Origin of the sequence: Nocardia sp. NPDC051787, from assembly GCF_040681325.1 — a bacterium.
Lineage (GTDB): Bacteria > Actinomycetota > Actinomycetes > Mycobacteriales > Mycobacteriaceae > Nocardia.
This window is the reverse complement of the sequence record NZ_JBFAYO010000007.1, coordinates 111,329-129,004: the sequence shown is the minus strand read 5'-3', so window position 1 is coordinate 129,004 and position 17,676 is coordinate 111,329. Positions and strand designations below refer to the sequence as shown.

The window sequence follows — 17,676 nt, the reverse complement described above, 5'->3', positions numbered from 1 at the left end:
CCGACCTGGCGCTAGAGTGGCGATCATGCTTGCCCAAGAGGCCGCCGAGGCGATCGCCGAACGTACGGGAGTGCCGCGCCACCGGGTCGCCGTGGTGCTGGGATCCGGCTGGCAGGACGCGGCCGCCGAGATCGGGGCGCCGCGAGCGTCGGTGCCGATGCCGGAGCTGCCCGGCTTCGGGACGCCGACCGCGCAGGGCCACGTCGGCATGGTCCACTCGGTCCAGGTGGACGGCACCGCCGTGCTGCTGCTGATGGGCCGCCAGCATCTCTACGAGGGCTACCAGCCCGCCGACGTGGTGCATCCGGTGACGGCGGCGATCGCCGCTGGCGCGGAAATCGTCGTGCTGACCAACGCCGCGGGGGGCATCCGTCCCGGCCTGCGGGTCGGCGAACCGGTGCTGATCAGCGATCACCTCAACCTGACCGGCCGGACGCCGCTGGCGGGCGCGACCTTCGTCGATCTGGTCGACGCCTGGGATCCCGAATTGCGGGCGCTGACCCGGGAAGTCGACCCGAGCCTGACCGAGGGCGTGTACGCGGGCCTGACCGGTCCGCAGTACGAGACCCCCGCCGAAATCCGGATGCTGCGCACGATCGGCGCGGACTTGGTCGGTATGTCCACGGTGCTGGAGGCGATCGCCTGCCGCGCGCTCGGCGCGCGAGTGCTCGGTATCTCGCTGGTCACCAACCTGGCCGCGGGCGTCACGGGCGCGCATCTGTCCCACGCCGAGGTGCTCGCCGAAGGACATGCCGCCGCGCCGCGCCTGGGCAAACTGCTGCGCGGCGTGCTGGAACGGGTGTAGATGCTGCGCTTCGGCACGGCCGGGCTGCGCGGCCCGCTGCGCGACGGTCCGGACGGTATGAACGTCACCACGGTGACCAGGGCGACCGCAGGGATCGTGGACTGGTTGCGCGGCCGCTGTCTCGGCGGCGGCGCGGTGGTCGTCGGCCGCGACGCCAGGCACGGGTCCGCCGAGTTCGCCACGGCGACCGCGGAAATCTTCGCCGCGGCGGGTTTTCCGGTGACGCTGCTGGCGCGCCCGCTGCCCACGCCGGTGGTCGCGTACGCGGTGCGTGAGCTCGGCGCGGTCGCGGGCGTGCAGATCACCGCATCGCACAATCCGGCTACCGACAACGGTTACAAGGTCTACCTCGACGGCGGTTCGCAGTTGATCGCCCCGGCCGACCGCGAAATCGAGCGCTGCATCGAGAAGGTCACCGAGCCGGTCGATCGTGCGCCGGTTGGCCCCGCGAGCGACGATATGGTGCGACGCTACCTGCGGCGGGTCGCCGAACTGCCCGCCCTGATCGGCGGTCCAGGCGAGCGCGCGGATATCCGGATCGCCCTCACCCCGCTGCACGGCGTCGGCGGCGACCTCGCCGTCGAAGCGCTCACCGCCGCCGGTTACGCCGACATCCACGTGGTCGACGAGCAGTTCGAGCCCGACCCCGGCTTCCCCACCGTCGCGTTCCCGAATCCGGAGGAACCCGGCGCCACCGATCTGCTGCTCGCGCTGGCCACCCGGGTCGGCGCCGACGTGGCGATCGCGCTCGACCCGGACGCGGACCGCTGTGCGGTGGGCGTTCCGCGGCCGGACGGCACCTGGCGGATGCTGCGCGGCGACGAGACCGGTGTACTGCTCGGGGACTGCGTGCTGCGCACCGCCGCGGCCGACGCGCTGGTGGCGACGACGATCGTGTCCTCGCGACTGCTGTCCAAGCTGGCTCCGGCGCGCGGCGGCCGCTACGCGGAGACGCTCACGGGCTTCAAGTGGCTCGCCCGCGCGGGCGACGGCCTGGTGTATGCCTACGAGGAGGCGATCGGCCACTGCGTCGACCCGGCGAAGGTCCGGGACAAGGACGGCATCTCCGCCGCGGTGCTCGTGGCCGACCTGGTCGCCCGGCTGAAGGCGGCGGACCGCACTCTGACCGGCGAACTCGACGACTACGCGGTCGAATTCGGCTTGCACGCGGGCGACCAAGTGGCGCTGCGACTGGCGTCGGCCGCCGACGCCGCGGCGGTGGTCGAGCGGTTGCGGGCGAACCCGCCCGACGAGATCGCGGGCGAGCCGGTGAAATACACCGACCAACTCCAGGTGCGCGGCCGGATGCGGACCGACGCCCTGATCTTCGAAGGCGCCTCCTCCCGCGTGGTCGTGCGTCCTTCCGGCACCGAGCCGAAACTCAAGTGCTACCTGGAGGTGGTCGAGCCGGTCGGCTCGCACGCCGGGCTTCCGGCCGCGCGAACCGCTGCGCGCGTACGTCTTTCGGCGCTGCGCGACTTCTGCCTGACCCTCTGATTTCGCCCGTTCAGCGCGGGCCGAACTGCCGATCGCCCGCATCGCCGAGGCCGGGCACGATGAAGGCGTTCTCGTTCAGTCGCGCGTCGACCACCGCCGTGACCAGGCGCACCGGCAGACCCGAGTCTTCCAGCGCCGCAATGCCTTCCGGTGCCGCGACGACGCACACCGCGGTGATGTCGGTGGCGCCGCGTGCCGCGAGCAGTTCCAGGGTGTAGCGCATCGAGCCGCCGGTGGCCAGCATCGGGTCCAGCACGAACACCGGAAATCCGGCGAGGTCGGCGGGCAGCGATTCCATATAGGGCACCGGCAGATGGGTGTGCTCGTCCCTGGCCAGGCCGACGAATCCGATTCTGGCATCGGGGATCAACTCGGCGGCCGCGTCGATCATGCCGAGCCCGGCGCGCAGCACCGGAACCAGCAACGGCGGCCGCGCCAGCCGGACGCCCTCGGTGGCGGCGACCGGCGTCACGATCGGGAAACGCTCGACCGGCGCCTCGCGCAGCGCCTCGTAGATCAGGATTCCGGTCAGATCACGTAGTGCGGCACGGAAAGCCGGATTCGGCGTGCGCTCGTCCCGCATCGTGGTGAGCAGGGCGGCGACGAGTGGATGGTCCACGGTGTGGGTGCGCATGAGGGAACGATAAGGTCGATCGCGGGCGCGCCGCCGGACTCGACGCGACTTTTTTCCGAAGCGGCGGAACCGAACCGGAACAGGGCGCGTCGAACCAAGTGGATGACGTACTCTGCCTGGGAACAACAGATGGGGGAAGTTCTGATGCGAAAGATGTCGGCGGACACGGAGGGCATCGCCGCCTATGGTGCGACCGCCCACGTCATGGCGGGCGAGATGGCGGCGGCGGGGGTCAGCGCGGCCGCGGCGGAGCCCGCGTTGCTAGGCCCGATCATGGGACTCATCGGCGCCGATTTCATGGCGGCCTACACCGCGGCGCACGCCGGGCACGTCGCCGCGATCGGCCAGCTGTCGGCGGTGCTGACCAGCATGGGTGGAGCGGCCACCGGCGCGGCGACCGTCCTCACCGAGACCGATACCTCCACCGCGAGCGCGCTGCAGAACGCGGCCACCGAACTGGAGTGAGCCTGTGATCGATATCAACGCGCTGGCCAAACCGATCCTGGACCTGCTCGCCAGCTTCGGCACCGGCGTGCTGCCCGCCGGCGGTCCCACCGACGCGCTGCGCAGCACCTCGTCCGTGGTCGACCAGATCCACCAGATGGGTCGCGACAGCATCAACGGGATGAACGCGGCGTGGGATGGCCGCGCCGCCGACGCCGCCACCGCCAAGGCGCTGCGGGTGCAGACCTCCGCGGCCACCATCTCCGATCGCGGCAACGAGATGGCCACCGTGGTGAACCAGGCCGCCGCCGAGGTGGAGACGGGCCAGAAAGAACTCACCGATATCGCGCAGTCGTTCGTGAACACCGCGGCGAGCATGGGTCCGGCCTTGGCGACGCCACAGGGATTGACGGTGCTCGTCGGCTCGGCGATCGACCATCTCGGCCAAGCGCTCAACGTGGTCGGCCGGGTGCAGAACGAGTTGCACACGCAAACCGCGTCGATGAACGAGCTGACCCCGCCGCCACCGACCCCGCCGCCCTCCGGACTGCCCGTCGCCGCCGCCTCCGGCGTCCAGCAGGTGGTTTCCACCGCATCCGGCGTGCTCACCGGCGCGGGCCAGATGATGAGCACCGCGATGAGCTCACCCCGCTCCCCAGGCACTCCCGGGACCACGCGGGGCACGCCGGGTGTGCCCCGGCCCGACACCGGTTCGGGGACGGCCGACGACGGCAAGGGCGTGAAGATCACGCTGCCCGACGGCAGCGTCGTGGAGGCGCCGAACGAGCAGGCCGCCACGGCGGTCCGCTCGGCGATCGGCACCCTCGGCACCCCCTACGTCTGGGGCGGCAACACCCCTGGCGCGGGACTGGATTGCAGCGGGCTCACCAAGTACGCCTACAGCGAGGCCGGCGTCGACCTGCCCCGGCTCGCCGCCGAGCAGGGCAACGGGGCCACACCGGTGTCCCCCGGCGACCTGATGCCCGGCGACCTCGCGATCTGGGATGGCCACGTGGCCATGGTGATCGGCAACGGGCAGTTCGTCGAGGCGGGTGACCCGGTCCAGATCAGCTCGATTCGAACGGAGAACTCAGGTATGGACTTCTACGGTTTCTACAGGCCCACAGCATGACCCAACCGCAAATCCCCAACGTCACCGTCGCGGCCAGCAGCAACCGCTCGGGCACCATCTCGGTGCGGGCGACCGACCAGGGCATGCCGGTGGAGATCAAGTTCGAGCGCAGCGAATACCGTTACGGCGCACAGTCGCTCGCCAACGAGATCCTGCGGCTCACCCAGCGCTCCGCCATCGCGGCGCGGGCGCGGCGGCGCGAACTGCTCGCCGAGGCGGGCATGCCCGCGGACATCCTCGACCGGCTCGGCCTGCCCACCCGCCAACAGGCGGTGGACGAGCTGGACCGGATCGACGACGCGGACACAGGTCCGACGAGCTGGATGAGGCCGGTGTGAACGAGCCGGGCGCCACCGAGGTGGAAGGTATGAGGAAGCTGGAGCCGAGCGCCAGCGAGGTGGAAGCGGCATGAGGGAGCGAAGCGAGCGAATCATGGACACAGCCGCGTTCGCGGTCATGCTGGAGCCGAGCGCCAGCGAGGTGGAAGCATGACCGCGGAAATGGACGCCCTGGTCGCCTCGGCGACCCAGAAGCTGGAGGCGCTGGAGGCGGCGCTGTACGGGCTGAAGCAGGTGCGCGGACGGTTCACCAGCGAGGACGGCGCGGTGAGCGTCGAGGTGAACAGCGATGGCGCGCTCGTGGGTCTGACGCTGGCGGAATCGGTCACGTCGCTGCCGCCCGCCGAGGTCGGACAGCTGATCGTCTGGGCGTGCCGGCAGGCCGCCGAGGACGCCGGCGCACAGCGGTCCAAGGTCGTTGCGACACTGAACGAGTCGTTCGTCCCGGCCGGGCAGCCGCCCGGAGCGACGAATGGGGGCGGGCCGGATAGTGCCTGACGCGGAAGGTCGATAGGCTTCCGCACATGGCTTCTGGAGACATCGTCCCGATCGAGCTCGGCCTGACCGACGGCGATCTCGTCACCCTGTGGGCACCGCGCTGGCGAGACGGTGACGACGAGTGGGAGGCGTTCCTCGGACACGAGGACGCTCTCTACGGTTTCGAGTCCGTTGCTGAGCTGGCCGCGTTCATCCGCACCAACTCCGACAACGACCTCGTCGACCATCCGGCATGGAAAGTCGTCGCGGGTCTCTCGGCCGTCGAACTGGAGCCGGAGGAGAATTTCACCTTCGACCTGGTCGCGGTGCCCGAACTGGCCGCGGGCGAGCCCGACGTGGACACCGTCGCCGAGCTGGAGGACACCCTCGGCATGGTGCGCAACATCGGCGAGGTCTGTGAACTGGAGACGGTGACCAAGTTCTTCGGTTCGCATCCGGTGCTCGGCGCGCTGCCCGGTGGGGTGAGCGCCTTCGTCGGGCGCGACGGCGAGGAGCTGTGGGACCAGATCGGCGCGGCCATCGCCAAGGGCTGGGACGACGTCTTGGATGCCATCGACTCCGTAGTGCAGACCCCTGAGGTCGACGCCGAGGCGGTCGCGGTGGCCGAGGCCGAACTCCTGGCCGCCGAGGAGAACGTGGTCGACGCCGACGACGCGGCCGACAGCGACGAGGAGGAGGAGTTCGAGCCCGTCGACCTCGACGACGACGAGGAGGAGGACGAGGACGAGTCGTTCTGGCACGAGGTCGGCATCGACCCGATCAAGATCGTCACCTCCGACGGCAGCGTCTTCACGCTGCGCTGTTACCTGGACGACGAACCGATCTTCCTCGGCGCAAAGGGCTCGATCACGGTGTTCCCCTCCGAGCGCGCACTGGCCCGGTACCTCGCCGACGACCACGAACACGACCTGGCCCGGGTGAGCACCTTCGCCGACGTGCAGACCGCGGCGGTGGACGGCTCGCTGGAGGTCGAGGTCACCGACGAGAACGTGTACGTGCTGCCCGGCCTGACCGAGGACTTGGCGGAGGGACCGGAAGCGGTCGACATCGAACAACTCGACTTGGCGGTCGAGCTGTTCACCGACGCCGCCGACTACGCCGACGACGACACCGTCGAGCGGGCGCTGGCGCAATCCACCCCGCTGGGCTGGTACGTCTCCTACCTGCTGAATCCCGATCCGACCCGGTTGGCGCCCAACCCGCCGTTCACCGCCGAGGCACAGGCGTGGCGGGAGCTGGAACGCAACCTGGAGTCCCGGCTCGACAAGCAGTAACTAGGTCAACCGGATCCAGACCTGCTCGGCTTGTCCGAGCAGGCGTTCGTCGACGCCGTAGACGGCGGTCGAGGCGAAGCATTTGCGGCCCTGCTCACCGTGGTACTCCCCCACGACTACGCAGCGCTCCCCGACCTGCGGCAGGCCGTGCACGGTGGCGGTCATCGAACCGAGCAGGGCGGGACGGTCGAGCATGCCGGGTAGCGACCAGCCGCCGGGGCAGTCCATCGCGGCCCACAGCAGCGCTGGTCTCAGCGGCACGGTGTCGTCCGGTATCCACGATGCGGCTACTCGGTTCTCGCCCACCCGGCCGGGTTCGATGCGCAGGCCATCCGTGCGACCGCTGCCGCAGACGAAGCAGGACGCGAACATCTCGATGCTCACATAGGTGTCCGACGCCGCGACCGCTTCGGCGAACGGGACGGGACGCGGCGCGTCCCGCTCGAGTTCGCCGCCGATCGACTCCGCGATCAGCGTGTCACCGTCGTAGAGCCGTCCGTCGCGCACGTCGAGCGGCGTCTCCAGCGGCGGGCGGCTGCGCAGGATTACGGTCACGGTCTCCTCGTCGCACTGCTCGGCGAGCAAACCGGCCACGTAACCACCGTTGCCGGAGTCGGGCGGACCGTTGAACCGACCGGAGATGCGCAATGTCGCCATGATCGTCACGCTAGCGAACCGAGCTATCCGATCAACACCGCGTATCCGGGCTTGATGATGTCGTCGATGATCCGCAGCCGTTCGGGGAACGGGATGAACGCCGACTTCATGGCGTTGATGGTGAACCGTTCCAGATCGCTCCATCCGTAACCGAACGTCTCGACCAGCTTGAGCATCTCCTTGCTCATGCTGGTGTCGCTCATCAGCCGGTTGTCGGTGTTGACCGTGACGCGGAAGCGCAGCCGGGCCAGCAGGTCGAAGGGGTGCTTGTCCAACGAGGGCACGGCGCCGGTCTGCACGTTCGACGAGGGACACAGCTCCAGCGGAATGCGCATGTCCCGGACATAGTTGGCGACCACCCCGAGCCGCGCGTTCTCGATCGCGCCGGGCACGCTGATGTCGTCGGTGATCCGCACGCCGTGCCCGAGCCGGTCGCAGCCGCAGAAGGCCAGCGCCTCGTGGATGGACGGCAGACCGAACGCCTCCCCCGCGTGGATGGTGAAATGCGCGCTGTGGGCACGCATGTATTCGAACGCGTCGAGATGCCTGCTCGGCGGGAAGCCCGCCTCCGCGCCCGCGATGTCGAAGCCGCCGACGCCGCGATCACGGAAGCGCACCGCGAGTTCGGCGATCTCCCGCGAGCGCGCGGCATGCCGCATCGCGGTGAGCAGGCAGGTCACCACGATGGTGTGGCCTTGCGCGGCGGCGGCCGCCTCGCCCTCGCGGAAACCGGCAAGGGTGTGTTCGACCACCTCGTCCAGCGTGAGCCCGCGCTCCAAGTGCTGTTCGGGGGCGAAGCGCACCTCCGCGTACACCACGCCGTCGGCGGCGAGGTCCTCGGCGCATTCGCGGGCGACCCGGCGCAGGCCCTCAGGGGTTTGCATCACGGCGACCGTGTGGTCGAAGGTCTCCAGGTACCGTTCCAGCGATCCGCTGTCGGCCGAGTCCCGGAACCAGGCCGCGAGCGACGCCTCATCGGTGGCGGGTAGGTCGTCGTAACCGCTGTGCGCGGCCAGCTCGAGCACCGTGGCGGGCCGCAGACCACCGTCGAGGTGATCGTGCAGCAGCGCTTTCGGCGCCTGTCGGATCGAGGCAAGGGTCAGAGGCATCGGTCCAGTCATGTATCGACGGTAGCCGCAGCGCGCCGAAACGGCAGCGGACTGCCGGCGTGGCAACCATCTCGTTGCCGACCGGATGCGGGCCGGTCCACAACGCGACACCAGCCGGACCGATACCACCGGCCCGGTGCGAGCGAAATGACCCGGCTCGACGGTTGCCACCGCGCGAACTCGGGTCCTCTCGACAGCGGTAATTTCGCACCGGGCCGAGATAGGCGCGTGCCGCCCGCCGCGATCAGCGCTGGACCAAGCTGTACACCGCGCTTCGGCCCGGGGAGGCTACGGCGCCACGACGATGAACGAGCGAGCCGCCCTTCCCATCGATCAAGCCACGATCGATCCGGCCACGATCCGATCGAGGATCAATGGTGCGGGTGCGAGCACGTGCGCGGTGTCGATGGTGACGGCATCGCGCAGGGCCGCGGCGGCACCCGCGAATGCCTCGGGGGTGTCGGTGTGCATGGTGAGCAGCGGCTGTCCCACGGTGACGGCGTCGCCCGGCTTCGCGTGCATTTCGACCCCGGCGCCGAATTGCACCGGATCGCCCTGACGCGCGCGGCCCGCGCCCAGCCGCCAGGCGGCGATACCGACACCCATCGCGTCGAGCCTGGTCAGCACGCCGTCGGCGTCGGCGCGGATGATCTCGGTGTGCGCGGCGACGGGTAGTGGCGCGTCCGGGTCGCCGCCTTGGGCGCGGATCATCGCGCGCCATTGGTCCATCGCCCGGCCATCGGCCAGCACGTCGGCGGGATCGACGTCGAGCCCGGCCACCGCGACCATCTCACGGGCCAGGGTGAGGGTCAGTTCCACCACGTCGGCGGGCCCACCACCCGCGAGCACCTCCACCGATTCCGCGACCTCGAGGGCATTGCCCGCGGTCCGGCCGAGCGGGGTATCCATGGCGGTGAGCAGCGCCACCGTCCGCACGCCCGCGTCGGCGCCCAGCGTGACCATGGCCGTGGCCAGCTCACGCGCCCCGTCGAGTGTCTTCAGGAAGGCACCGGAGCCCACCTTGACGTCCAGTACCAGCGCCGCGGTGCCCTCGGCGATCTTCTTGCTCATGATCGAACTGGCGATGAGCGGGATCGATTCCACCGTGCCGGTGACGTCGCGCAGGGCGTAGAGCCGTTTGTCCGCGGGCGCGAGGTCCGCACCTGCCGCGCATACCACCGCGCCGATGCCCGGGTCGGCCAGCAGGTCGCGCATTCGCGACACCGGCACGTCCGCCCGCCAGCCGGGGATGGATTCCAGCTTGTCCAGGGTGCCTCCGGTGTGGCCGAGACCGCGCCCGGACAACTGCGGCACCGCGGCGCCGCACGCGGCAACCAGCGGCGCCAGCGGCAGCGTGATCTTGTCGCCGACCCCGCCGGTCGAGTGCTTGTCCACGGTCGGTCGCGGCACGCCGGTGAGGTCCATGCGCCGTCCGGAGGCGATCATCGCGGCCGTCCACCTCACCGTCTCGCGCCGCGTCATCCCGCGCCAGACAATCGCCATGGCCAGCGCCGACATCTGCTCGTCGGCCACCGCGCCGCGGGTGAACCCGTCGATCACCCAGTCGATCTGCGCGTCGGAGAGTTCCCCACCGTCACGCTTGGTCCTGATGATCGAAACCGCGTCCAGTGCCGTCACATTCGTCAGTCTGGCATGTGCGGCGCCGACCCTGGGTTCCTGTCTGTGGCAGGGGCCGGCCTCGCCCCATCATTCGTCACACCTGACCGGCGTCCAGGTCGTCGGGGCCGAAGGCATCCGGGAGCAGCGTGCGCAGCGGCACCGCCCCCGCCTTGTGATCGACCAAGAGGTCGGCTCCACCGTGCTCGTAGAGCAATTGGCGGCAGCGCCCGCAGGGCATCAGGATTTCGCCGCGAGAATCGGTCACCGAGACCGCCAGAAGGCGACCCCCACCCCCCGAAATCAAGTTACCGATGAGTACACATTCGGCACACAGGCCCAATCCATATGAGACATTCTCCACATTGCAACCGCTCACAATTCGGCCATCGGAACTGAGAGCCGCGGCGCCGACCGGAAACCTCGAGTAGGGTGCATAGGCGTTCCGCATAACTCGAATTGCATTGTCGCGCAACAGATTCCAGTTGATTTGCGACATGGCGAACCCCTCTCGAACCGAGCCGAAGATGGCCGCGCGAGGGCCAGGACAGAACCCCGCGCATGTCGAGAAAGGTAAACCTAACCCGATCCTTTGTCGCGCAACGCACGGCACGCCGAATTAGTTCCGGGATTGCTGGGGGATTAGAGTCCAGAACAGATCGGTTCAGGTTCCCCGCGACGGGCCGGAGTACAGCCACCTGGGCATTCGCCCCCAACGCCGCCGGCGTCGGACCTGAAACCGGGTCCATCAACGACGTTGGAGGCACCGCACTCTATGACCACGATTGAAGCTCCGGCCCCGCCGAAGCGGAAGACGCTGTACCGAGGCGACCCCGGAATGTGGTCGTGGGCGCTGCACCGGATCACCGGCGTCACCATCTTCTTCTTCCTCTTCGTCCACGTGCTGGACACCGCGCTGGTGCGCGTCAGCCCGGAGACCTACAACGAGGCGATCGAGATCTACAAGACGCCCATCGTCGCGTTGATGGAGATGGGCTTGGTCGCGGTCGTGCTGTTCCATGCGCTCAACGGCGTCCGCGTGATCCTGGTGGACTTCTGGTCCAAGGGCCCGAAGTACCAGCGCCTGATGCTCTGGATCGTCCTCGCGGCGTGGTTCCTGCTGGCCGTTCCCGCTGTCGGGCGCCAGTTCGTCTACTTGTTCACGGAGCACTGATAATGAGCGAGCGAAGCGAGCGACCAATGAACACAGCCGCCAGTGCGGTCATGCCGGAGCCGAGCGCCAGCGAGGTGCAGGCATGAGCGCACCTGTTCTCGGCAAGTCGTACGACCGCCCGGCCAGCCTGGATCTGCCCCGCTCGCCGCGCGCCCGCTCGACCAACAACTTCGAGAAGTACGCCTGGCTGTTCATGCGCTTCTCCGGCCTGCTGCTGATCGTGCTCGTGCTCGGTCACATGGCGATCATGCTGCTGCTCGACGGCGGCGTGAAGCGGCTCAACTTCGCCTTCGTCGCTGGGCGCTGGTCCAGCCCGTTCTGGCAGTTCTGGGACCTGAGCATGCTGTGGCTGGCACAGCTGCACGGTGGTAACGGTCTGCGCACCGTCATCGACGACTACTCCCGCAAGGACTCGACCCGGTTCTGGCTCAAGACCCTGCTGGCCATCTCGATGATCCTGGTCATGAGCGTGGGCACCTACGTCATCTTCACCTTCGACCCCAACATCAGTTAGGAACAGGCCCCCTCGATGAGTGAGTCCCGACCGATTCAGGAGCACCGCTACGACGTCGTGATCGTCGGCGCGGGTGGCGCGGGCATGCGCGCCGCGATCGAGGCCGGCCCGCGGGTTCGGACGGCGGTGCTGACCAAGCTGTACCCGACCCGCAGCCACACCGGCGCGGCGCAGGGCGGCATGTGCGCCGCGCTGGCCAACGTCGAAGAGGACAACTGGGAGTGGCACACCTTCGACACCGTCAAGGGTGGTGACTACCTGGTCGACCAGGACGCCGCGGAGATCATGGCCAAGGAGGCCATCGACGCGGTGCTCGACCTGGAGAAGATGGGCCTGCCGTTCAACCGCACGCCCGAAGGCAAGATCGACCAGCGGCGCTTCGGCGGCCACACCCGCGATCACGGCAAGGCCCCGGTCCGCCGCGCGTGCTACGCCGCCGACCGTACCGGCCACATGATCCTGCAGACGCTGTACCAGAACTGCGTCAAGCACGACGTGGAGTTCTTCAACGAGTTCTACGTGCTGGATCTGGTGCTGACCGAGACCGATCGCGGTCCGGTCGCCACCGGCGTGATCGCCTACGAGCTGGCCACCGGCGAGATCCACGTCTTCCACGCGAAGTCGATCGTGTTCGCCACCGGCGGCTCCGGCCGGATGTACAAGACCACCTCGAACGCGCACACGCTGACCGGCGACGGCATGGCGATCGTGTTCCGCAAGGGTCTCCCGCTGGAGGACATGGAGTTCCACCAGTTCCATCCGACGGGTCTGGCCGGGCTCGGCATCCTGATCTCCGAGGCCGTCCGCGGCGAAGGCGGGATTCTGCGCAACGCCGACGGCGAGCGCTTCATGGAGCGCTACGCGCCCACCATCAAGGACCTCGCGCCGCGCGACATCGTCGCCCGCTCGATGGTGCTCGAGGTGCTGGAGGGCCGCGGCGCCGGACCGAACAAGGACTACGTCTACATCGACGTGACCCATCTCGGCGAGGACGTGCTCGAGGAGAAGCTGCCCGACATCACCGAGTTCTCCCGCACCTACCTCGGTGTGGACCCGGTGAAGGAACTGGTGCCGGTGTTCCCGACCTGTCACTACGTGATGGGTGGCATCCCGACCCGCATCCGCGGTGAGGTACTGCGCAATAACACCGATATCGTCCCGGGCCTGTACGCCGCGGGCGAGTGCGCGTGCGTCTCGGTGCACGGCGCCAACCGGCTCGGCACCAACTCGCTGTTGGACATCAACGTGTTCGGCCGGCGCGCCGGTATCGCCGCCGCGGAGTACGCGCAGCGCAGCGAGTTCGTCGAGCTGCCGGAGAACCCGGCGCAGATGGTGCAGGACTGGCTCGCCCAGCTGCTGAGCGAGCACGGTGACGAGCGGGTCGCCGACATCCGCACCGAGCTGCAGCGGTCGATGGACAACAACGCCTCGGTGTTCCGCACCGAGGACACGCTCAAGCAGGCGCTCACCGATATCCACGCGCTCAAGGAGCGGTACGCGCGGATCAGCGTGCAGGACAAGGGCAAGCGCTACAACAGTGACCTGCTCGAGGCCGTCGAGCTCGGCTTCCTGCTCGAGCTGGCCGAAGTCACCGTGGTCGGCGCGCTCAACCGCAAGGAATCGCGCGGCGGCCACGCCCGCGAGGACTACCCGGACCGCGACGACGTGAACTTCATGCGGCACACGATGGCCTACAAGGAAGGCGCGGATCTCCTCTCGGACATCCGCCTGGACTTCAAGCCGGTGGTGCAGACCCGTTACGAGCCGATGGAGCGTAAGTACTGATGACTGCTGTTGCCGAAGCACCCTCTTCGCAGAAGCCCGCTCCGGTCCCCGAGGGCTCGGTGATGATCACCGTCAAGGTGGCCCGGTTCAACCCGGAGGACGAGAAGGGTGCGCACTGGGAATCCTTCCAGGTGCCGGTCCTGTCGACCGACCGCTTCCTGAACGTGCTGATCTACATCAAGTCCTACCTGGACGGCACGCTCACCTTCCGCCGCTCCTGCGCGCACGGCGTGTGTGGTTCCGACGCCATGCGCATCAACGGCGTCAACCGGCTGGCCTGCAAGGTCCTGATGAAGGACATGCTGCCCAAGAGCGGCAAGCCGATCACCGTCACCGTCGAGCCGATCCGCGGCCTGCCCGTGGAGAAGGACCTCGTGGTGGACATGGAGCCGTTCTTCGACGCGTTCCGCGCGGTGAAGCCCTACCTGATCACCTCGGGTAACGAACCCACCCGCGAACGCATCCAGAGCCAGGCCGACCGCGCCCGGTTCGACGACACCACCAAGTGCATCCTGTGCGCCTGCTGCACCACCTCCTGCCCCGTGTACTGGAGCGACGGCAGCTACTTCGGCCCGGCCGCGATCGTGAACGCCCACCGCTTCATCTTCGACAGCCGCGACGAAGCCGCCCGCGAACGTCTCGACATCCTCAACGACGTCGAAGGCGTCTGGCGCTGCCGCACCACCTTCAACTGCACCGACGCCTGCCCCCGCGGCATCGAAGTCACCAAGGCCATCCAAGAAGTCAAACGAGCCCTGCTCTTCACCCGCTGACCCAGGCACCAACGCCGAAGGCCGCCTCCATCAACAGATGAAGGCGGCCTTCGCCATTTCCATCAGCGAGTTGCTTCCGCCATCGAACGCTCGATCACCTCGAAGGTGTCGGCATCCGTCTCCTGCTGCCACTCTGGCAACTGATCCCAATCCGCCACATAGCCCGGCTTCGGGTCGGGAATGTGCTTGTAGATCTGCGCGATCCAGCACAGCGCGAGCCATCTACCCTTCTGCGTCCGGCTGAGCTTGCTCGTATTCCCATCGCTGGCCGCTACGAAGGCGGCCACTTGGTCGTAGACGGCAATCGCAATCTGACAGGCGAAGCCGTCGTACTAACAGTGCCCGGAAGGCCGCATCGCTCGAGGCGGCTTTCGCCATTCGCCATCAGCGCATCGGGTACCCCGGCGCGCTGGCCCATTTCTCGCCTGCGATCACGACGTGGTCGAGGAAGCGGAGGCCTACGGTGTGTGCGGCTTCGGTGAGGATGGTGGTGGCGCGGCGGTCGTCGGGGCTGGGGGTGGGATCGCCGGAGGGGTGGTTGTGGACGACGGCGAAGGCGCGGCCGTCGTGGCGCAGGACCGTGTTCAGGATTTCCCGGACCGGGACGGCGACCTGGTCGACGGCACCTTCTGCGACGAAAACCTTGTGGCGCAACCGGTTCTGCGTGTCGCATACCAGCACGAGCAGTCGCTCCACGCGGGCGCCGGTGAACTGCGGACGGGCCGCGGCGGCCACGTCGGCGGCGCTGGTCAACCGGGACGAGGTGTCCGGGCCGCCGCGCGCTCGGGCTCCGAGGTGGAACGCGGCGATGATCGCGGCCGCCTTCGCCACGCCGATCCCGGCCCGCCGGGACAACTCCTCCGGACGCGCGGATGCCAATCCGGGCAGCCCGTCGTGCTCGACCAGCAACTCCGCCGCCAGATCCAGCGCGCTCGCGCCACGCCTGCCGTGCCGCAGCAGCAGTGCGAGCAACTCCGCGTCGCTGAGCGCCTGCGGTCCGAGCAACAGCAACCGCTCGCGCGGCCGCTGCGCGACGGGCACATCGACAAGAGAGACCGCCATGACTCCACCCCTCGGTCCGGCCAACAGTGCCCGGGATTCTGCCAGCCACCACCGACACCTCGTGCGGAGCCGGTGTCCCGCGGCATGCATCGAAGCAGGACAACCCATATGCTGAGAAGCGGTTCGGTAGCCAAGTCGGTCCGTGAGCTGGGAGTTGATGGGCGATGTGGTACCTGAAGGCGCAATGGCATCACGACTTCGACGACGAGCCGGTGGAGATGCTCAGCGAGATCGCCGACGACGGCTTCGAGGTGCGTAAGGTCGAGATCTTTTCCAACGGCCACATGGACTGGGCCGATGCCGGTCGCGGCACCGGCACGACCGCGATCAGTCAGATGCCGATCCCCACGGTGGACGAGATCGATACCCAGTTCGAGTATTCCGCCGTCGAGGTCGATTCTCGGGAGTTCGAGACCGTCTGGCTGCGTGCTCTCGAGCAGACAGCACCCGGCACGCAATAGGGTGCTTCATACGGCGCGTGCTCAGGCCGGGAGCCTAGCGCTCGACGGCCGCAGCCTCCGGCTCAGGAAGGGCGGAGAAGGCCTTCGCGGCGAGCTTCTCCAGGTGGTGCAACTGCCGCTCGTGCACGACGATTCGGCGTAGAGCCTCGTTGATGGTGGCATCGCTCGTCGCCGTGCCCATGATGGCGGCGGCAGCGGCGAGTAAATTCTGGTCGAGATCGATCCGCACGGATTTCATGCGTCCTCCTTCGTACATTCGCCATATTGCGGCATGACGCCCGCTCATGTCTGGCAAATCGCGAACTCGGACTTGCACCGATACCCTACGGGGGTAAAGTTCCTTGCATGGAACACAGGCACGACCCCTCCGCCGACCACGCCGCACACGCGCACGCTACGCACACGGCCGAACAGCACACCGCGGCGCACCCGTCGGCTACCTGGCGAATGGCAGCCATGGCGACATTGCACTGCCTCACCGGCTGCGCTATCGGCGAGGTCCTCGGCATGGTGATCGGCACCGCGCTGGGCTGGAACAACGCCGCGACCATGGCCCTGGCCATCGTGCTGGCCTTCCTGTTCGGCTACGCGTTCACCATGCGAAGTGTGCTGCGCGCGGGACTGCCGCTGGCCGCGGCCGTCAGCACCGCCCTCGCCGCCGACACCGTGTCGATCACCGTCATGGAGATCGTGGACAACGCGGTGATCCTCGCCGTCCCCGGCGCGATGGACGCCCACCTGAACAGCGCGCTGTTCTGGGTCACTCTCGCCTTCGCCTTCGCGGTGGCGTTCGTGGTGACCACGCCGGTGAACAAATGGATGATCGGACGCGGCAAGGGCCACGCGGTGGTGCATTCGCTGCACGGCGGGCACTGATCAGCACGCGGCCCAGCGTTTACTCGCGACATCGCTAAGAAGAAGCCCGTTCAGCTAGACACTTTGCTCAGCTGGACGGGCTTTTGTTGTCGACGGCGGTCAGCGGTGCTTGCATCGAAGTATGTTCACCGAGGCTCAGCTGTACTCGCCGGTCACCCGCACCGGCGACGACGTGACAGTGCACCTGAGCGACGAGCACCCCGGCGTGCACGACCCGGAGTACCGGGCCCGGCGCAACGCCATCGCCGCGCTGGCACTGGACTACGCGCCAGGAAAACCGCTCCCCCACATCGACTACACCGATGAGGAACAGCACGTGTGGCGGATCGTGTCGGCCGAACTCGCCCGCAAACACCGCGCCTATGCCAGCGCGGAGGTGCTCGCGGCCGCCGAGGCGCTCGCGCTGCCCACCGATCACATCCCGCAGCTGGACGAGGTGTCCGCGGCGCTCCAACCGCTGACCGGGTTCCGCTACGTCCCGGCCGCGGGCCTGGTGCCGTTGCGCGAGTTCTTCGGCTCCTTCGCCGATCGGGTCTTCCATTCCACCCAGTACATCCGGCATCACTCCGCGCCGCTGTACACGCCGGAGCCGGATGCCATCCACGAGATCATCGGGCACGCCAACCAGATCGCCAGCCCGCGCTTCGCGGCCGTCTACGCCGCGGTCGGCGCGGCGGTCGGCAGGCTGAGCACCGAGCGCGCGCTGAAGTTCCTCGCCGACGTCTTCTGGTTCTCGATGGAATTCGGCGTCGTCCGCGAACATGGCGAGGTCCGGTGCTATGGAGCGGGTCTGCTGTCGTCCTACGGCGAGATCGAGGAGTTCCGGCACGCCGAGCTGCGCCCGCTCGACATCGCCCAGATGGGAACCGCCATCTACGACATCACCCACTACCAGCCGATTCTGTACTGCGCGGAATCTATCGCCGAGATCGAGGACGTGATCGGCGGCTTCTTCGCGACCATGGACGACGACACACCCGATCGCTTGCGACCCGCCAGCCCCGCCGGAGCGCAGTAGGCCGGGCC

Annotated in this window: 22 protein-coding genes; 14 read left to right on the top strand and 8 right to left on the bottom strand. The window is 68.3% G+C overall.

Translation table 11 applies throughout. The features are described from left to right. Positions 1-25 precede the first annotated feature (25 nt). Both AB0M45_RS10030 and AB0M45_RS10025 read left to right on the top strand, forming a co-directional pair. On the top strand, positions 26-805 hold the full coding sequence (locus AB0M45_RS10030) for a purine-nucleoside phosphorylase (protein WP_364325249.1): 780 nt from the start codon (positions 26-28) through the stop codon (positions 803-805). Further along, positions 806-2,302, top strand: a complete 1,497-nt coding sequence (locus tag AB0M45_RS10025) for a phospho-sugar mutase (protein ID WP_364325246.1) — start codon at positions 806-808, stop codon at positions 2,300-2,302. Positions 2,303-2,312: 10 nt separating this feature from the next. On the opposite strand, the gene upp is transcribed toward AB0M45_RS10025, so the two are convergent. Next, positions 2,313-2,936 carry a uracil phosphoribosyltransferase gene (gene upp, locus AB0M45_RS10020; RefSeq protein WP_364325243.1) on the bottom strand — a complete coding sequence of 208 codons (624 nt, stop codon included), beginning with the start codon at positions 2,934-2,936 and terminating at the stop codon, positions 2,313-2,315. 153 nt (positions 2,937-3,089) lie between these two features. Here upp and AB0M45_RS10015 point away from each other — a divergent pair, with 153 nt between their 5' ends. From AB0M45_RS10015 to AB0M45_RS09995, 5 genes are all read left to right on the top strand, one after another. Further along, positions 3,090-3,401 (top strand): hypothetical protein, encoded by a 312-nt coding sequence (locus AB0M45_RS10015; protein WP_364325240.1) that lies wholly within the window; start codon positions 3,090-3,092, stop codon positions 3,399-3,401. A gap of 4 nt (positions 3,402-3,405) precedes the next feature. Next, positions 3,406-4,512 (top strand): C40 family peptidase, encoded by a 1,107-nt coding sequence (locus tag AB0M45_RS10010; protein WP_364325237.1) that lies wholly within the window; start codon positions 3,406-3,408, stop codon positions 4,510-4,512. Further along, a complete protein-coding gene (locus AB0M45_RS10005; protein WP_364325234.1) occupies positions 4,509-4,850 on the top strand; it encodes a hypothetical protein in 342 nt (113 codons plus the stop codon). The genes AB0M45_RS10010 and AB0M45_RS10005 overlap by 4 nt, the downstream gene beginning before the upstream one ends. A 150-nt stretch (positions 4,851-5,000) precedes the next feature. Continuing rightward, on the top strand, positions 5,001-5,348 hold the full coding sequence (locus tag AB0M45_RS10000; RefSeq protein WP_364325231.1) for a YbaB/EbfC family nucleoid-associated protein: 348 nt from the start codon (positions 5,001-5,003) through the stop codon (positions 5,346-5,348). Positions 5,349-5,374: 26 nt separating this feature from the next. Further along, positions 5,375-6,622 carry a primosomal protein gene (locus tag AB0M45_RS09995; protein WP_364325228.1) on the top strand — a complete coding sequence of 416 codons (1,248 nt, stop codon included), beginning with the start codon at positions 5,375-5,377 and terminating at the stop codon, positions 6,620-6,622. Here AB0M45_RS09995 and AB0M45_RS09990 read toward each other — a convergent pair whose 3' ends face one another. From AB0M45_RS09990 to AB0M45_RS09975, 4 genes are all read right to left on the bottom strand, one after another. After that, on the bottom strand, positions 6,623-7,279 hold the full coding sequence (locus AB0M45_RS09990) for a hypothetical protein (RefSeq protein WP_364325225.1): 657 nt from the start codon (positions 7,277-7,279) through the stop codon (positions 6,623-6,625). A 23-nt stretch (positions 7,280-7,302) separates the two neighbouring features. After that, positions 7,303-8,400 (bottom strand): adenosine deaminase, encoded by a 1,098-nt coding sequence (locus tag AB0M45_RS09985; RefSeq protein WP_364325222.1) that lies wholly within the window; start codon positions 8,398-8,400, stop codon positions 7,303-7,305. A 321-nt stretch (positions 8,401-8,721) separates the two neighbouring features. Further along, positions 8,722-10,026: a thymidine phosphorylase gene (locus AB0M45_RS09980; RefSeq protein WP_364325219.1), complete on the bottom strand. Its 1,305-nt coding sequence runs from the start codon at positions 10,024-10,026 to the stop codon at positions 8,722-8,724. Positions 10,027-10,102: 76 nt separating this feature from the next. Further along, complete coding sequence (locus AB0M45_RS09975; RefSeq protein ID WP_364325216.1) at positions 10,103-10,504, bottom strand: cytidine deaminase; 402 nt, start codon at positions 10,502-10,504, stop codon at positions 10,103-10,105. Positions 10,505-10,780: 276 nt separating this feature from the next. Here AB0M45_RS09975 and sdhC point away from each other — a divergent pair, with 276 nt between their 5' ends. The 4 genes from sdhC to AB0M45_RS09955 all read left to right on the top strand — a co-directional run bounded on the left by sdhC (position 10,781) and on the right by AB0M45_RS09955 (position 14,251). Beyond that, positions 10,781-11,179, top strand: a complete 399-nt coding sequence (gene sdhC / locus AB0M45_RS09970) for a succinate dehydrogenase, cytochrome b556 subunit (RefSeq protein ID WP_364325213.1) — start codon at positions 10,781-10,783, stop codon at positions 11,177-11,179. Between the two features lie 82 nt (positions 11,180-11,261). Beyond that, complete coding sequence (locus AB0M45_RS09965; protein WP_364325210.1) at positions 11,262-11,693, top strand: succinate dehydrogenase hydrophobic membrane anchor subunit; 432 nt, start codon at positions 11,262-11,264, stop codon at positions 11,691-11,693. A 15-nt stretch (positions 11,694-11,708) separates the two neighbouring features. Further along, positions 11,709-13,478 carry a succinate dehydrogenase flavoprotein subunit gene (sdhA, locus tag AB0M45_RS09960; RefSeq protein ID WP_364325207.1) on the top strand — a complete coding sequence of 590 codons (1,770 nt, stop codon included), beginning with the start codon at positions 11,709-11,711 and terminating at the stop codon, positions 13,476-13,478. Then, positions 13,478-14,251: a succinate dehydrogenase iron-sulfur subunit gene (locus AB0M45_RS09955; protein WP_364325204.1), complete on the top strand. Its 774-nt coding sequence runs from the start codon at positions 13,478-13,480 to the stop codon at positions 14,249-14,251. The genes sdhA and AB0M45_RS09955 overlap by 1 nt, the downstream gene beginning before the upstream one ends. Before the next feature lie 62 nt (positions 14,252-14,313). On the opposite strand, the gene AB0M45_RS09950 is transcribed toward AB0M45_RS09955, so the two are convergent. Both AB0M45_RS09950 and radC read right to left on the bottom strand, forming a co-directional pair. Further along, the gene (locus AB0M45_RS09950) at positions 14,314-14,538 is read right to left on the bottom strand and encodes a hypothetical protein (RefSeq protein WP_364325201.1); all 225 of its coding nucleotides are present in this window, start codon (positions 14,536-14,538) and stop codon (positions 14,314-14,316) included. A gap of 97 nt (positions 14,539-14,635) precedes the next feature. Further along, positions 14,636-15,313 carry a DNA repair protein RadC gene (gene radC / locus AB0M45_RS09945; RefSeq protein WP_364325198.1) on the bottom strand — a complete coding sequence of 226 codons (678 nt, stop codon included), beginning with the start codon at positions 15,311-15,313 and terminating at the stop codon, positions 14,636-14,638. 164 nt (positions 15,314-15,477) lie between these two features. Here radC and AB0M45_RS09940 point away from each other — a divergent pair, with 164 nt between their 5' ends. Continuing rightward, the gene (locus AB0M45_RS09940; RefSeq protein ID WP_364325195.1) at positions 15,478-15,774 is read left to right on the top strand and encodes a hypothetical protein; all 297 of its coding nucleotides are present in this window, start codon (positions 15,478-15,480) and stop codon (positions 15,772-15,774) included. A 34-nt stretch (positions 15,775-15,808) separates the two neighbouring features. Here the strand turns inward: AB0M45_RS09940 and AB0M45_RS09935 are convergent, their stop codons facing one another. Then, positions 15,809-16,012, bottom strand: a complete 204-nt coding sequence (locus AB0M45_RS09935) for a type II toxin-antitoxin system VapB family antitoxin (RefSeq protein ID WP_364325192.1) — start codon at positions 16,010-16,012, stop codon at positions 15,809-15,811. Between the two features lie 107 nt (positions 16,013-16,119). On the opposite strand from AB0M45_RS09935, the gene AB0M45_RS09930 reads away from it, so the two are divergent. After that, the gene (locus AB0M45_RS09930; RefSeq protein WP_364325189.1) at positions 16,120-16,650 is read left to right on the top strand and encodes a DUF4396 domain-containing protein; all 531 of its coding nucleotides are present in this window, start codon (positions 16,120-16,122) and stop codon (positions 16,648-16,650) included. A 121-nt stretch (positions 16,651-16,771) separates the two neighbouring features. Next, positions 16,772-17,668: a phenylalanine 4-monooxygenase gene (locus AB0M45_RS09925; RefSeq protein WP_364325186.1), complete on the top strand. Its 897-nt coding sequence runs from the start codon at positions 16,772-16,774 to the stop codon at positions 17,666-17,668. The last annotated feature ends 8 nt before the right edge of the window (positions 17,669-17,676 follow it).